Origin of the sequence: Amycolatopsis sp. WAC 01416 (genome assembly GCF_003947485.1) — a bacterium.
Taxonomy (GTDB): domain Bacteria; phylum Actinomycetota; class Actinomycetes; order Mycobacteriales; family Pseudonocardiaceae; genus Amycolatopsis.
In genome coordinates this window covers 82,952-97,668 of the sequence record NZ_QHHX01000018.1, presented here as the reverse complement: position 1 = coordinate 97,668, position 14,717 = coordinate 82,952, and the positions used below count along the sequence as shown (strand labels likewise).

At 69.4% G+C, this 14,717-nt stretch carries 15 protein-coding genes and 1 pseudogene; 10 read left to right on the top strand and 6 right to left on the bottom strand.

From position 1 onward, the window contains the following. Nucleotides 1-252, top strand: a pseudogene (locus DL990_RS40725) (HNH endonuclease); the annotation flags it as partial. Between the two features lie 767 nt (nt 253-1,019). Here the strand turns inward: DL990_RS40725 and cpt are convergent. Further along, nucleotides 1,020-1,541 (bottom strand): chloramphenicol phosphotransferase CPT, encoded by a 522-nt coding sequence (gene cpt, locus DL990_RS40720; RefSeq protein WP_233620715.1) that lies wholly within the window; start codon nt 1,539-1,541, stop codon nt 1,020-1,022. Between the two features lie 263 nt (nt 1,542-1,804). On the opposite strand from cpt, the gene DL990_RS40715 reads away from it, so the two are divergent. Further along, the gene (locus DL990_RS40715; protein ID WP_199746803.1) at nt 1,805-2,503 is read left to right on the top strand and encodes a trypsin-like serine protease; all 699 of its coding nucleotides are present in this window, start codon (nt 1,805-1,807) and stop codon (nt 2,501-2,503) included. A gap of 405 nt (nt 2,504-2,908) precedes the next feature. Here the strand turns inward: DL990_RS40715 and DL990_RS40710 are convergent, their stop codons facing one another. Beyond that, nucleotides 2,909-3,862 (bottom strand): hypothetical protein, encoded by a 954-nt coding sequence (locus DL990_RS40710; protein WP_125801838.1) that lies wholly within the window; start codon nt 3,860-3,862, stop codon nt 2,909-2,911. Nucleotides 3,863-4,092: 230 nt separating this feature from the next. Between DL990_RS40710 and DL990_RS40705 the strand changes: the two genes are divergently transcribed. The 6 genes from DL990_RS40705 to DL990_RS40680 all read left to right on the top strand — a co-directional run bounded on the left by DL990_RS40705 (nt 4,093) and on the right by DL990_RS40680 (nt 8,335). After that, a complete protein-coding gene (locus tag DL990_RS40705; RefSeq protein WP_125787887.1) occupies nt 4,093-4,434 on the top strand; it encodes a WXG100 family type VII secretion target in 342 nt (113 codons plus the stop codon). 21 nt (nt 4,435-4,455) lie between these two features. Next, a complete protein-coding gene (locus DL990_RS40700) occupies nt 4,456-4,758 on the top strand; it encodes a hypothetical protein (RefSeq protein ID WP_005155348.1) in 303 nt (100 codons plus the stop codon). Between the two features lie 109 nt (nt 4,759-4,867). Further along, nucleotides 4,868-5,272: a hypothetical protein gene (locus DL990_RS40695; protein ID WP_038510253.1), complete on the top strand. Its 405-nt coding sequence runs from the start codon at nt 4,868-4,870 to the stop codon at nt 5,270-5,272. Then, a complete protein-coding gene (locus DL990_RS40690; RefSeq protein ID WP_125787888.1) occupies nt 5,269-6,570 on the top strand; it encodes a WXG100 family type VII secretion target in 1,302 nt (433 codons plus the stop codon). The genes DL990_RS40695 and DL990_RS40690 overlap by 4 nt, the downstream gene beginning before the upstream one ends. A 30-nt stretch (nt 6,571-6,600) precedes the next feature. Beyond that, nucleotides 6,601-7,947: an alpha/beta hydrolase gene (locus DL990_RS40685; protein ID WP_125801837.1), complete on the top strand. Its 1,347-nt coding sequence runs from the start codon at nt 6,601-6,603 to the stop codon at nt 7,945-7,947. Between the two features lie 10 nt (nt 7,948-7,957). Beyond that, entirely contained in the window at nt 7,958-8,335 is a 378-nt protein-coding gene (locus DL990_RS40680; protein WP_125801836.1) for a hypothetical protein, read from the top strand. A 61-nt stretch (nt 8,336-8,396) separates the two neighbouring features. Here DL990_RS40680 and DL990_RS40675 read toward each other — a convergent pair whose 3' ends face one another. The 4 genes from DL990_RS40675 to nadA are packed head-to-tail and all read right to left on the bottom strand — an operon-like array spanning nt 8,397 to nt 13,162. Next, the gene (locus DL990_RS40675; RefSeq protein WP_125801835.1) at nt 8,397-9,566 is read right to left on the bottom strand and encodes a S8 family serine peptidase; all 1,170 of its coding nucleotides are present in this window, start codon (nt 9,564-9,566) and stop codon (nt 8,397-8,399) included. Between the two features lie 46 nt (nt 9,567-9,612). Continuing rightward, nucleotides 9,613-10,503, bottom strand: coding sequence for a carboxylating nicotinate-nucleotide diphosphorylase (gene nadC / locus DL990_RS40670; protein WP_125801834.1), 891 nt, complete (start codon nt 10,501-10,503; stop codon nt 9,613-9,615). Continuing rightward, nucleotides 10,500-12,155: an L-aspartate oxidase gene (locus DL990_RS40665; protein ID WP_125801833.1), complete on the bottom strand. Its 1,656-nt coding sequence runs from the start codon at nt 12,153-12,155 to the stop codon at nt 10,500-10,502. The genes nadC and DL990_RS40665 overlap by 4 nt, the downstream gene beginning before the upstream one ends. Next, nucleotides 12,152-13,162 (bottom strand): quinolinate synthase NadA, encoded by a 1,011-nt coding sequence (gene nadA / locus DL990_RS40660; protein WP_125787894.1) that lies wholly within the window; start codon nt 13,160-13,162, stop codon nt 12,152-12,154. Before nadA ends, DL990_RS40665 begins: the two co-directional genes overlap by 4 nt. A gap of 115 nt (nt 13,163-13,277) precedes the next feature. Between nadA and DL990_RS40655 the strand changes: the two genes are divergently transcribed. Together DL990_RS40655 and DL990_RS40650 are read left to right on the top strand one after the other, a co-directional pair. After that, nucleotides 13,278-13,913, top strand: a complete 636-nt coding sequence (locus tag DL990_RS40655; protein WP_125787895.1) for an NUDIX domain-containing protein — start codon at nt 13,278-13,280, stop codon at nt 13,911-13,913. A 40-nt stretch (nt 13,914-13,953) separates the two neighbouring features. Beyond that, a complete protein-coding gene (locus DL990_RS40650) occupies nt 13,954-14,670 on the top strand; it encodes an LON peptidase substrate-binding domain-containing protein (protein ID WP_125787896.1) in 717 nt (238 codons plus the stop codon). The last annotated feature ends 47 nt before the right edge of the window (nt 14,671-14,717 follow it).

Genomic DNA, 14,717 nt, shown 5'->3' with positions numbered 1-14,717 from the left:
CACCGCTCCGCCGAATTCTCCGAAATCGACCACATCACCACCTGGGCCCGCAACGGCGGCACCGACCACCACAACTGCCACGCCACCTGCAAAATCCACAACCTCCTCAAAGAAGAACCCGGCTGGACCACCGAACCCACCGGCAACGGCGGCATGACCATCACCACCCCCACCGGCCGCACCTACACCACCACACCCGAACCACTCCACCACCCACGACCCGAACCAGAAGACGACACCCCACCCTTCTGAAGAGGGGTAAGGCAAAGGTGGTGTGATCGAGTCGGTGGCGTGAGTGGGGTCGCCAAGGAGACTGGCGCGCTCTTGACCATCCTTAAGGGACACCTGTCAGGCAACAGTGTCCCTTAAGGATGGTCAAGGCGCGGCCGGCTCCCGTGGCCAATCCAGAGCCACGCCACGACGGCCTCCTGCCTCCCTTGAAGCCATCGAAGGAGGCCTTCATTTGTGTGCCTACGTCTGACCTGCGGGTTGGCGGGTGGGTCGTGAGGTGATGTCACCACCAGGTCGATGGACGTCGCGCGTGATTGAAGGCGGAACTCGCGTGTTTAAACGCGGAACTCGCGTGATTGGAGGCCGATCTCGCCCGTGACCGGGTCCGCCGTGAGTTCCGCTTCCAATCACGCGAGTTCCGCGTCCAATCACGCGTGTCACGCCTAAGGCCACACGACGACCAAGGGGGGATCTCAGAGCGCGAGCCCCGAGTAGTGAGTAAGCAAATGCGGTGCCCCAAGAAGCCCTTCATCGGAGGCTCAGCTACACCATCTTTGCCTTACCAGTCAATAAAGCATGCCGCCCGACTTCGACGAAGGCTCCTCAGGAGGCGCCTTCGTGGCTCAGTCATGGCCATAGCGGCTTCGTCCACTTTGGAGCTCGCAATGAGTGCGGAACAAGCTGGCCGCCACGTTGCGCTGCGCTCGCGGCGGCATCACACTCCCCCGGCTTCGGTTGACACCCAGGCAGGTCACCACCCGCAAGGAGCCCGGCCTCGCCCCACGAAATCACTCGACCCGTGCGGCGATCTCCCGCGCGCAGGCCAAGGCTTCGTTCACTCCAGTGTCCACTTCGAAGTCGTAAACCACGCCTCGATGCACGACTTCGGCCTGCGCCTCCGCCATCCCCGTGACCCGATCCCCACGCGCCATCTCCCGCCCGGCGGCCACGACGCCGTCACACCGGACCCCGACCCACAGGACGGCGAGTCCGTCCAACGCGTCACGCCACCGCTGCTGCGACGCGGCCCCACCGAGGAACGCGTCGTCGATGATGACCCGGGCCCCGGCCCGGACCATTGCCGCGACACCGGTCATCCACGCGTTCTCGAGCCGCCGGAAACCGGATCCGACACTCACCCCACCGTCCGCGGCGAAGCCGATCCCGTCGTCCACCGTGGACGGCATGGCGTCGATCAAGGTATCCACGCCGAGGGTGAGCCATGGATCCGGCAACACCGCCTGCAGGCATCTGGCGATCCCGGACTTACCCGAACTGGAGCCGCCGTTCAGCACGATCACTGTCGTCACGCGAACACCTTAGACACCGGCAGGCGAGCCACGTCCGGGAATTCGGATACATCGGACGTCCACGGCAAAGGGCAGTATCCACCCAATTCTGAAATTCGCACGGAACTCGCTTTTCCCAAGGCCACCCGGACGGCCCAATACTTTCCTCGCAACGCCTACCGACTTCGGTAGGTTACAAAAACCCTTACCGCCGCCTAACTTGGTGAAACCGTTTCAACTCGAAGCGAACTCCCCGACGCAGGCCGAAGGGCGTATTCATGCGTATGTCCAAAATCGTCGCAACGGTGGCGAGCGCCGCCGCGGCGCTGACCCTTGCCGCCACCCCCGCCGCGAACGCGGGCCAGGACATCATCGGCGGCGGCACCGTGAGTTCCGCGCCGTGGGGCGCCCAGATCTACTGGGACGACGCCACCGCGTTCGGCGGCTTCAACTGCTCCGGCACGATCATCGCCCCGCAGTGGGTCCTCACCGCGAAGCACTGCCTCAACAAGCCCGGCATGCACGTCAAGGTCGGCGACGTCAACCTGAACCAGGGCACCGAGGCCGACGTCGACCAGCAGAAGGCGGCCCCGAGCGGCGACATCGCTCTGCTGCACCTCACCACCGCGGTCAGCGCGACGTACATGAAACTCGGCACCGCGAACCCGGCCAACGGCACCACGAACCAGATCTACGGCTGGGGGCGCACGCAGGGCGACAACCCGCCGTCGAGCGTCCTGAAGACGGCCAACGTCCGCATCACCGGCACCAGTAGCGACGCGTATGGCGGACAGGCCATCGCCAGCGTCGGCGTCAACGGTTCGGCCTGGCACGGCGACTCCGGCGGCCCGCAGCTTTCGAACGGCGTCCAGGTCGGTGTCTGCTCGACCGGCAGCAACTCCGGCACGAACCCGCAGGGCACCCAGAACTACGCCAGCGTCGCGGCGAGCCGCGACTGGATCCGCACCACCGCGGGAGTCTGACACCACTACGCGGCCGAGCCGGTCGCGAGTGGCGTTCCGGGTTCTATTTGAGGAGAAAGGCAAAGGTGTCGGGTCGCGGGGATTCGCTCGCGGACGCGGGGCGACCGTGTCGCGAAAGCCACTTTCGGGACCTCAGGCGTCGCGAAAGTGGCTTTCGCGACCCGCCACCTTGGCCTCCCCCCTCAATAACCGTCCCTACCACTCACGACCATCTCGCGTTCCCCTCGCTTGCCCGCCAGATCTCCGTTGCCTTGGCGCTCTCCTCCGCGGAGGCGCACGGCTTCGAGTTCGTCGGTCTCCGCCAGAAAGCGCCCGACCATCCAAAGTGGACACCGGCGCGCTCCCGCCCGGCTCACCCGAAACCAGCTGATCCCGAAGGAAGTCCCGACTGGACTTCGCGGAGGCTCACCGCAGCTGATGCATCGGCCGCCTCGTCCGGAGCGAAAGCGCCGACCCGGCGGCCACGACGGCGATGATCCCCGCGCCCGCGACCAGCGTCCAGAAATCGGGGTGCACGATGGACTGCCCGCGCTGAGCCTGCCAGGTGAGCAGCACCAGCAGCCCCGCGAAGCCCACCGAAGCGGTCCGGACCAGATTCCGCCGCACGAACTCCGATTCGAGCACCGGATACCGCCTGGCGAGCTTGAGCAGCCCGAAAGCGACCAGCGGCAGCACCTGGATCGCGTGGATGCCGAAGAAATGCGGGATCCGCAGGTCCCCGCCCACGGTGCTCCAGCCCAGCACCGGCAACCCCGGGCCGCCGTCGGGCACGCCGACCGCGTGGGCACCGACGATCGACGGCCGTTCGCCGGAGCGGAACTGGGTCAGCTGCTGTTCGTTCGGCCCGAACATCAGCAGCGCGATCCCGATGCCGGCGACGGACAACGCGGCGCCCGCACGCAACGCGGAGTTCATCGCCCGGTCGGGAAGACGTTGGAACAGCAGGAGAACCGCGATGGCCGCCGTCGCTCCCCATCCGGCGAAGGCACCGTTCGCGACCATGTTGTTGATCCACTGGTCGGCCGGGGTCGCCTGGTTGAAGTGGAGTGTCCTGCCGCGGACGATGACCTGCCAGAACAGCAGCGCCATGTCCATGCCAAGGCCGACCGCGAACACCGTCCCGAGCCACCAGCCGAGCCGTTTGCCCCGCGTGAGCTGCCCGATCAGCCAGGCAAGGGTCACCGCGTAGAGCCCCACGGAAATCGTGAACTTGAGCGGTTTGAGCCAGATGGGTGCGTTGACGAGGCTGCGATCGTCGAAAACGAGACCGCCGAGCGCGATCACCCCGAGCACCGCCATCGCCGCCGCCAAGATCATCAGCGGCCGATGCAGTACCGTCCTGGAACCCTTGTCCACCATGGATTCGAGGGTGCCGGGAGGCGCCGGTCCGGGCACTGGAGTACTCCCCCTGATCGATGGTGGGGAAGGCCCTACCGACGACCTGTGGGTAATAGTGCCGTCACCGCGACCGGCAGTTGTGCCGTTTGACCGGACTCCCCTGTTTTCTAGCGTGTCCTTCACAAGAGCAGACAGGGCGTCCCCTGGTGCTCACCGGGATTTCCAGCGAGATGAGAGGAGGTGGCCCATCAATGACCGGTACGGGATATCAGGCAGACGCAGCTGCGATGGCGCGCGCCGTCCAGGGGTTCGAGGAAACCGCGTCGAACGCCAAGACCACGATGGCCAGCTTGGAGAGCGAGCTGACCCAGACCCTGCACAACTACAAGGGTGACCAGGCGGTCGCGTTCTGGGATCTGCAGCGCCGTCTGCAGGAGAAGATGACCATCGCCGTGAACGAGCTCAACACGATGTCGCGCCTCGTGCACGAGAGCAACCGGAACTACAACTCGGGTGACGAGCAGGTCCGGGAAAGCCTGACCGGGGTCAGTGGAACCGTCGACCAGACCGTGTTCCACCGGCTCAACCCCTGATCCGCGAGAGGACCACCAATCATGGCTGACGTCGTCGAAATCAACTTCGCCGCGCTGCAGCACAGCTCGGCCTCGCTGGCCGCCAAGGCCAAGGCGCTCACGTCCCAGCTCGAACAGCTGCACACGAACCTGCAGCCGATCACCCAGACCTGGTACGCCTCCGGCAGCTCCGCCGGTGAAGCGGCCCGTGCGTCTGAAACCCGCCTGCGCCAGGCCACCGCGGACATCGTGGCGATCATCGCGCAGTTCGGTGGCAAGGTCGGCGACGCCCACGATCTCCAGCACAGCCTGGAGAACCGCAACCAGGGCCTGTTCGCCGGCTGATCCCCATCCGTCGGCCGGCCGGTGCTTTCACCCCCTCGGCACCGGCCGGCCGGCTTTGCGCGTTGTCGTCCCCTTGTCGGCGTGGCCGTTCACGAGAGAGCCGGGATCAATGCAAGACCAGTCGTACTACGTCCATCTGGAATCGCTGAAGGACTTCGTGCGGGAACTGGAGACCCAGATCCACGCGATGTCCAAGCCGAACGACTTCCTGCTGACCCTGAGCGAACAGCCGCTGCTGTTCGGCGAGTTCGGGGAGGCGGGTTCACTCAACAAGGCGCACCAGGCGGCCGTCGCCGAGATGCAGGGGCTGCTGGACCAGGTCAAGGGCGCGATCACCTTCGCGCAGGACGTCACCACGACCGTCGCCGACGGCTACGCGGCGGCCGACGATTCGGTGGCGGGCGACATGAACCACTCGAGTCAGCAGACCGGGTTGCTCGATCCGCTGCTCAACGTCCTCGGGGGTGTGCTGGGCGGTAACAGCGGCTCGAACGGCGGGGGGAACAAGGGATGACCGAGACCGCGCACACGAACTTCGCCGCGTACTCGCATCAGCAGCTCTACGCGATGCTGCAGTCGGGCGATCCGAACACGGCGCGTCACGCGGCCCACAAATGGCAGTCCACCGGCTCCGGCCTGTTCGAACAGGCCGAGAACCTGACCGGTGAGCTGAAGGACTTCTCCGGCAGCTGGACCGGCGGCGCCGCCGACAAGTACCACACGATGATCACCGACCTGGTCGGCGGCATCCGCAAGGTCGCCCAGACCGCGCACGCGATGAACAACCTCCTCGAAGACGCGGCGGACGCGCTGGTGAAGGCCAAGAAGGAGATGCCGCCGCCGGTAGCGGTGCCCGACGTCGCGCCCGCCGACCTCGCGCTGGCCGTCAATCCGCCGCTGCTGCCGCCGGATTCGTCGCAGGCGACGATCATCAACGCCGCGCAGCAACGGCAGCAGGCCATCGCGAACGTCGAAGCGCAGCAGCAGGCCGCGGGCGCGGCCAGCGCGGCGCACGGCAAGGCGATCGTGGTGATGACCCAGCTCGCGGGCGAGTACTCGACGGCGGAAGAGTCCATTCCGGCCTCGCCGAACGCCGTCACCCCGCCGCCGGTCACCGGTGGCGGCACCGCCCCTGGTGGCTCGGTCGGCAACAACATCGGCGGAACACCCGGTGTGGGTGTCGTGCCGGGCGACAACACGCATCCGCTGCCTTCGGACGGTTCCACGCCGCCCACCACCGGCCAGCCGGGCCAGGTCCCCAAGTCGAACCCGCTGTTCGGCGACATGTTCACCGCCGGTCTCGCCGCGGCCTCGGCCGCCGCGTTCGGCCGGTTCGGCTCGATCATGCCGCGGGTGCCGGGCTGGGCCAACGGCAAGAACCCCAAGGACGAGAAGAAGGACGGCGAGCTCGGCGGTGGCGGCGCCGGTGGGGCGGGCGCGACCGCGGGCGGGGCCGGTGGCGGCATCCCGATCGGCGGTGGCGGCGCGCCTTCGCTGGACGGCGGCGCGATCGGTGGCGGCGGGGTCTCAGGTCCCGGCGAGGTGCCGGCCGCGTTCTCCGGTCTGGCGGGCGACGGCGGCTCGGGCAGCGCGATGAGCGGGCTCGCCGGCGGGGCCGCCGGTGCGGCGGGCGCGGCGGCGGCCAAGGGCGCGATGCCGATGATGCCCATGATGCCGATGGGCATGGGCGCGGGCGGCGACATGGGTTCCGGACGGCGCATCCCGCCGTGGCTCGTGGAGACCGAGAACGTCTGGGGTCAGTCGTCCCCGGTCGCTCCCGCCGTACTCGGCGAAGAACCCGAACAGTACTGATCTTTTCCGACCAGGAGAGGCGGCTCGGTGATGGCATCCAGTGCGGGCGGTTACCGAGTCGCCCCCACCAGGCTCGAAGCGGCGGCGGCGGAACTCGAACAGCGTGCCGGCGTGCTCAAGACCGCGCAGACCGCGCTGGCGGGTGAGAACGTCCCCGCCGCCGCGTTCGGCCAGGTTTCCGCTTCCGGCGCGGCATCGGCGACGTACACCAAGACGATCAAGGACGTCGCGGGCAAACTCGACGGCCGGATCACCAAGGCGACGGTGATCCATCAAGGACTCACGTCCGCGGCGGGCGGTTACCGGCGCGCCGACGTCCAGGTCGCCGCTTCGTACCGGGCGCTCATGCCGGAGAACCCGTTGCCCAAGGCGGGGAATCCGGCGGGCGTCGGCGGCGCGGCCGACACCGGAACCTGGGCGACCGCGATCGCCGAGAACCGCACGAAGGTCACCGACGCGCTGACCTCCGAACGCGAGCGGCTCGCGAATCTCCTGGCACACGGCGGAAAAGCCGACGACATCGCGAACGCGCGCACCCGGATCGCGTTGTACGAGGACATCCTCGCCAACGACCGGCAGATCCTGCGGTTCGATCCTTCCGGCAACGGGCGGATCGCCGAACTGGTCGGCCGGATCGAACCGGGCACCCGCAACGTCGGGTTGTTCGTCCCCGGCGTCAACACCTCGTTCGACAACTTCCAGAGCTACGCCGACCTGGGCAAGAGCCTGGTCGCCGCGGACGCCACCGGGCGGACCGCGATGGTGGTCTGGGCCGACGGGGTCTTCCCGCAGAACGTCATCACCGAAGGGCCTGCCGCGCATTACGCGCAGACCATGGCGCCCGATCTCAAGGCGTTCGGCGACGAACTGCGCGGCCAGATCGACAGCCACGCCGGCCCGGGTGTCGTGGTCACCGCCGTCGGGCACAGCTACGGCGGCGCGACCGTGGGGCTCGCGGAGCAGCTCGGGCTCAGGGCCGATCAGGTGCTGCACGTCGAGTCCGCGGGTATGGGCCACGGGATCTGGAACCCGGACGACCTCCCGGCCAGCCAGGCCGGTGTGCAGCGATACTCCATGACGGCCCCCTTCGACCCGATCGTGGTCGCGCAGGGCAACGCGGGCCTCTTCGAATGGCTCGGCGCCGGGCACGGAGCAGACCCCGACCGCTTCCCCGGCGTCGTCGAACTGGAAACCGGCCGCGACGCGAACGGCGACCTGCAGTGGGGCTTCGACTCCCACAGCGGTGTTCTCAAGCCGGGTTCCGATTCGTGGAACAACATCTACGGTGTGATCACCGGCGGCGCGGTCACGCACGAAGGCTTCACCGGCGGCTCGCTGCGCGAGATGGCCATCGAAGGCGTGGGACGAGGCTTGTGAAGGGTTTGTCATGATCACCACGAACACCGCGCTCGACCCGCTGGCCGAGGACTTGGCTGCGGTCATCGACGGCGTCGCGGGCACCTTCGGCACCGCCGCGGAGCGCACCGTGGAAGGCGAACTGGACTGCGACCCGACTCAGCCGGGCCGGTCGCTGTGCTGGCAGTACGGCCTCCGTGTGGACGACGCGTCCGACGCGGTCCGCACCCTCGTCGACGTCGTCCTGCCCCTGATGGAAAACCAGGGCTGGCGGACACGCGACCGCAGCAACCCGCGTGAGCTGATCGCGCAGTTCAGCCGCGACGGCGCCGACTTCAACGTGCATGTCTCCCGCGTCGGCGACGGCGTGGCCATCGTGGGCTCGACGGCCTGCGTACCCGTCCCCTAAACCCAGGGGGTCGCGAAGACCTCGTGAGCGGTGGCGGTGTCCCCCAGTACACCGCTGCCGCTCACGAGGCGCGGAACCGTGACGGCTTCCAGCCCCGGCGTTTGCCCCGGCGGACCGCGGCCACCACCACGCCCGCCGCGATGGCGGCGGCCACCCCGGCGATGGCGAGAACACCGGAAACCTTGTCCGCGTTGGCTCGGGCGGGCGCGGCGGCGGGGACGACGAAGGTGTCCGGAGCGACGCTCGGCGGTCCTCCCGGGCCGGGTGTACCGGCCGGGATCGAGGCGGAAACGGCGGCGTAGGCGTCGATCGCGCCCCAGCCCCGCCGGGGATCGTGACCACCACCCGGACCACGGTGCGCGGTCAGCGTCAGCCGGGCGACGACCTGCTCCGGCGACAGCTCCGGGTGATACGCGCGCACGAGCGCGGCGACACCCGCGACATGCGCGGCGGCCAAGCTCGGGTCGCTCACCGGCCACCGGTGCGCCACCGTCCCGCCCGCGCCGGCGGAGGTGCTGACCAGTTCGGCACCGGGCGCGGAAATCCCCACGTAGGAACCGGATTCCGTCTGCACCGCCGCACCGGTCTGGTTCGTCGACCCCACGGCGAGCACCCCTGGCGTCGCGGTCGGGTAGGACGTCTGGCCCTGCTGTGTCCCCGCGGCGGGAGAGATGATCAGCGCGCCTTTCTCCCTCGCACGCGAGACGGCGCCGGTCAGCGCGGGACTGTCGGCGGCCGCGGGGACGGCGATCAGGATGATCCCGGCGCCGCGGTTCAGCGCGGTTTCGATGGCGGACGCGAGTTGCCCGGGATCGCCGCCGCCGTTCACCTGCGTGTAGCGGATCGGGAGGATCTTGGCGCCGGGCGCGATCCCGGTGAACGTCGTGGACGGATCCGGTTGCGCGCCGACGATCCCGGCGGCGATCGTGCCCCGGCCGTCGCAGTCGTCGGCCGTGGTGCCCTGGCCGCCGGCGAGCTGACCGGGCGCGAACTGGCCGTTGCCGCCGTCGACCCCGGTGCCGATCACCGCGACCAGCTGGCCGGTGCCGCGCGACAGCGGCCAGATCCGCACGGGGTCGATCAGCCGCTGCCCCCACGGAACGGCGGCGGTGTAGGTGCCCGTCGGATTCGCGCACTGCTCGGCGACCGCCGTCGCCGGGACTCCGATGCCGAGCGATGCCATGAAAGCGACGCATCCCGCGACGGCAGTTTTACCGGCAAAGCCCACCATTCCTCCAGGATTCCCTTGTCACACAAGGGAATCCTACTGCCGGGGATCAGCGCAGGTCCATCCCGAGGTCGAGCGCGGGTGAGGAATGGGTGAGCGCGCCGACGGCCAAGAAGTCCACACCGGACTCCGCGTACGCCCGCGCCACGTCCAGCCGCAAGCCGCCCGAGGATTCCAGCCGGGTCTTCGGCGAAACCTCGTCGCGCCTGTCGACGGCCTTCGCGCATTCGTCGGGCGTGAAGTTGTCCAGCAGCACCTCGTCGGCTCCCGCGGCGAGCGCCTCTTCCAACTGGTCGAGGTCGTCGACCTCGACCTCGCAGTGCAGTTCGGGCGCGTGCTCGCGGACGGCGGCGAGCGCCGCGGTCACCGAACCGGCCGCGACCACGTGGTTGTCCTTGATCAGCACGGCGTCACCGAGGCCGAGCCGGTGGTTCACCCCGCCGCCCGCGCGGACCGCGTACTTCTCCAGCAACCGCAGCCCGGGCAGCGTCTTGCGCGAATCCCTGACCCGGCAGCCTGTCCCCTCCAGGGCGTTCACCCAGGCGGCGGTCGCGGAGGCGATGCCGGACAGGTGACACAGCAGGTTCAACGCGGTGCGTTCGGCCGTGAGCAGGCCACGCACCGGACCGCGGAGCACCAGCGCGGGTTCGCCGGCGGTCAGCCGGTCGCCGTCGTCGCGGGCGGCCAGGATCTCCAGCTCCGAACCGAGCACGACGTCGAACACCGCCAGCGCCACCGGGATCCCGGCGACCACACCCGCCGTCCTCGGCGTGAGTTCGGCCAGCGCGGTCGCGGACTCGGGCACGGTGGCGTTCGTCGTCGCGTCGGGCCCGTACCGCAGATCCTCGGCCAAGGCCGTGGTGACGACGCGGTGCACATCGGGGACGTCGAGACCGTGATCGGCCAGCGCCTTGGTGACCCACGGGGAGAATTCGCTCATGCCACACCCTCCAAAGCGATCGGATCGGCCAGCACCGGCTGCCCGGACGGGCTGAGCCGGATGAGCTGGCCGCGTTGCCAGACGTTGTCGTCGCGTTCGGGGAAATCGGTCCGCACGTGGCAGCCGCGGGACTCCGTCCGGCGCGCGGCCGCCGCGACCAAGGCCTCCGCCACCAAGGTGAGCGCCGCGTCCTCCACGATCCGAGGAGTCCACAAAGGACTCTCGATCACCGAAAGATCCAGCACCGAACCGACGACCGAAAGCCCTTCGGCGTCGCGGCCGATCGCGGCGTAGCGGCTCATCGCGCGCTGCAGCGCGTCACGGTCGGCCACCGCGACCTTCGACGGGGGCAAAAGCACACCGCGGCGCGGGTCGGCCAGCAAGCCGGCGGCGAGATCGATGGCGACCGCTTCCGCCACCCGCTGCCCGACGACGAGTCCTTCGAGCAAACTGTTGGAGGCCAGGCGATTCGCGCCGTGCAGGCCGGTCCTCGCGACCTCGCCCGCCGCGTAGAGACCACGGACGCTCGACCGTCCGTCCACAGTGGTCACCACACCACCGCAGGCGAAATGCGCCGCCGGCGTGACCGGGATCGGGTCCTTCGCCGGATCCAGCCCGATCGCCGTGCACGCGGCGTGCACGGTCGGGAATCGCTTGGCGAACCCGGAGATCCCTGTCGCATCGAGGAAAACGTGGTCGTCGATACCGCCGGGCGCCCGCACCATACGGCGCGTGATCGCCGCCGACACGACGTCGCGGGGCGCGAGATCGCCGAGCGGATGCACTCCGCGCATGACGGAGGCGCCCGTCGCGTCGTGCAGGGTCGCGCCCTCCCCGCGCACCGCCTCGGTGACCAGCGGGAGGCGGCCGCGCGCGCCGGGCGTGAACAGGACCGTCGGGTGGAACTGGACGAACTCGACGTCCGCGACCTGCGCCCCCGCGCGCAACGCGAGCGCGAGCCCGTCCCCGGTGGCGATCTCCGGATTCGACGTCGCCTGGTAGAGCTGCCCCAGCCCGCCGCTGGCCAGCAGCACCGCCTGCGCCCGGACGACACCGGGCACACCGTTGTGGTCCAGGACGGTCACGCCGACGACCTCGCCCGCGGGTGTCCGGATCGCGTCGACGGCGATGTGGTGCTCCAGCACCGGGATCCGCCGGTCACCGGCCTTCGCGACCAGCGTCCGCTCGACCTCCGCGCCGGTCGCGTCGCCACCGGCGTGGATGACGCGGAACGCGCTGTGGCCACCTTCGCGCGTGCGCGCCAGTTCGTCACGGCCTTCGACGACCGGGTCGAAGCGGGCGCCCTCCGCCCGCAACCTGGCCACCGCGGCCGGGCCATCGGCGATGATCGAACGGACCGCGCTCTCGTCGCAGAGCCCGGCGCCCGCGGTGAGCGTGTCGGCAGCGTGTTCGCCGACCGAGTCGCCTCGCTCGTGCTCACCCTCCAGCACGACCGCGATCCCGCCCTGCGCCCAGCGGGTGTTCCCGTCGGAGACCGCCGCCTTGGTGACCACCAGGACGTGCAGCCCGAGCTCCCGTGCGCGCAGCGCGGCGGCGAGCCCGGCGACCCCGCTGCCGATCACCACGAGATCGGCGGCGGCCTCCCACGCCGGGTGGGTTTTCGCCTGAAGGGCGGTAACCGGGTCGGTCATTCTCCGCCGCCAGGCTGCCCGATCTCGATCATGCGCCGCACGGAAGCGCGGGCACGGGCGGCGGTCTCGACGTCGACGTGGACCTCGTCGGCGCCCTCGCGCAGCGACCGCAGCAGGGCGGCGGGCGTGATCATCTTCATGTACCGGCAGGACGCCCGGTCGTTCACGGCGCGGAAGTCGATCTCCGGCGCGGCCTTGCGCAGCTGGTGGATCATCCCGATCTCGGTGGCCACGAGCACCGACTTCGCCTTGGTGTCACGGGCGGCGTGGACCATGTCGCCGGTCGAGAGGATCTTGACCCGCTCGGGGGCGACCGCGCCCTCGCCCGCCAGGTACAGCGCCGACGTCGCGCAGCCGCATTCCGGGTGGATGAACAGGTCTGCGTCCGGGTTCTCCGCGGCCCGCTCGGCCAGCTCCGCGCCGTTGATCCCGGCGTGCACGTGGCACTCGCCCGCCCAGATGTGCATGTTCTCCCGGCCGGTCACCCGCTTGACGTGTGCGCCGAGAAACTGGTCCGGCAGGAACAGAACCTCCTGGTCGGCGGGGATGGAGGCGACCACGTCGACGGCGTTCGACGAGGTGCAGCAGATGTCGGTCTCCGCCTTGACCTCGGCCGTGGTGTTCACGTACGAGACGACGACGGCGCCGGGGTGCTCGGCCTTCCAGGCGCGCAGCTGGTCTCCGGTGATCGAGTCCGCGAGCGAGCAGCCCGCTCGCGCGTCCGGGATCAGGACCGTCTTCTCCGGCGCCAGGATCTTCGCCGTCTCGGCCATGAAGTGCACGCCGCAGAAGACGATGGTGGACGCGTCGCTGCTCGCCGCGATACGGCTGAGCGCGAGGGAATCGCCGGTGAAGTCGGCGATGTCCTGGATCTCGGGGACCTGGTAGTTGTGCGCGAGCAGGACGGCGTCGCGCTTGCGAGCGAGGCTCCGCACCTCCTCCGCCCAAGCGGCGTCGGCGACAACTCCGCCGTACGGGGTCAGGTCGTTGTGCAGGGTGCTCGTCATCGTTCTGGCCCTCCTGGACCTGTCTCCGGTTTTCGCCTTATAATCGAAAACCGTGCGAAGTCATCTTAACACCCAGACCCCCCTCGCCCACGAGGTTTTGGGAGCGGTCCTGCAAGTGCGCTCGGACACACTCCGGGTCCTGCTGTGGCGGCGCGCGCTCGATCCCCATCTGGGCCGCTGGTCTCTTCCCGGTGGAAGGCTTCGCCCGGATGAAGACGTCGAGGCGTCCATCCGGCGGCAGCTCGCGGAGAAGGTCGACGTACGCCAGTTGAAGCATGTGGAGCAACTGGCGGTCTTCAGCGCGCCGGACCGGGTGCCGGGCCCGCGCGTCGTCGCGACGGCGTTCCTCGGCCTCGTACCGTCCGATGTGGACCCCGAGATCCCGGAAGACACCGAATGGCACGACGTCTCCGCGCTGCCGCGGACGGCGTTCGACCACGAGTCCATCGTGCTGCGCGCGCGGGACCGGCTCCGCTCGAAGCTCTGCTACACGAATCTCGGGTTCGCGCTCGCCCCGGAAGAGTTCACCGTATCGGCGTTGCGGGGGCTGTACTCGGCTGCGCTGGGTTACCGGGTGTCCGCGACGAACCTGCAGCGTGTGCTGTCCCGGCGCGGACTGCTCCTGCCCACCGGGCACACCGCCCCGCCGGGTCGCAGCGGCGGCCGCCCGGCGGCGCTCTTCTCCTTCGCGGGCAAGGGGATGCAGATCACCGACCCGTTCGCGGTGTTCCGCCCGCCCGCCCGGAAGTGACCGTCCTGCGAAGTCCTCGCGGTCCCCGTACCTTGAACGGGTGACCGAGCCGAGCGAGGAGTCCACCGGGAAGGCGATCTTGCCGCTGTTCCCGCTACAGACCGTGCTTCTGCCCGGAACACACCTCCCGTTGCACATCTTCGAACCGCGGTACCGGCAGCTGATGGCGGACCTCGTCGGCGAGGTCGTCCCGGACCGCGAGTTCGGGGTGGTCGCGCTGCGTTCGGCGATGGTCCGGGAGGTCAGCGGGCCGGAGCACGTCCACGAAGTCGGCTGCAGCACGGTGCTGCGCGAGGCGAAACGGCTGCCGGACGGCAGATTCGACGTCGTCACCACCGCGCGGCGCCGGTTCCGGCTGCTCGAGATCGACCGCGTTTCCGCGCCGTACCTGATCGGCTCGGTCGAATGGGTGCCCGACGACCAGGTCGCGACGGTGCCCGGCGACACCGTGAACAGGCTCGCCGACGTCGCGAAGGCCGCGCACCGGCGCTACTGCGAATCCGCCTGGGACGCCGACGACTGGACCACCCCGCCCGAGGACGGCGACATCGCGGCCCTCGCCTACCGGCTCACCGCGGACTGTCTGCTCCCGCTGGAGGACCGGCAGCGCCTGCTGGAGGAGACCAACCCGCTGCGACGGCTGCGGATCGCGTGCCGGCTGCTGACGCGGGAGGCCGGGTTCCTCAGCACCCTCGGCGCGGTCCCGATGCCGCCGGGGGAACTCGGCGAGTACACCCGCCCGTCGAACCTGAACTGAGCCCCCTCAAGCGCTATGAAAGGTCCCTTCATTGCAAAATTTGCAAT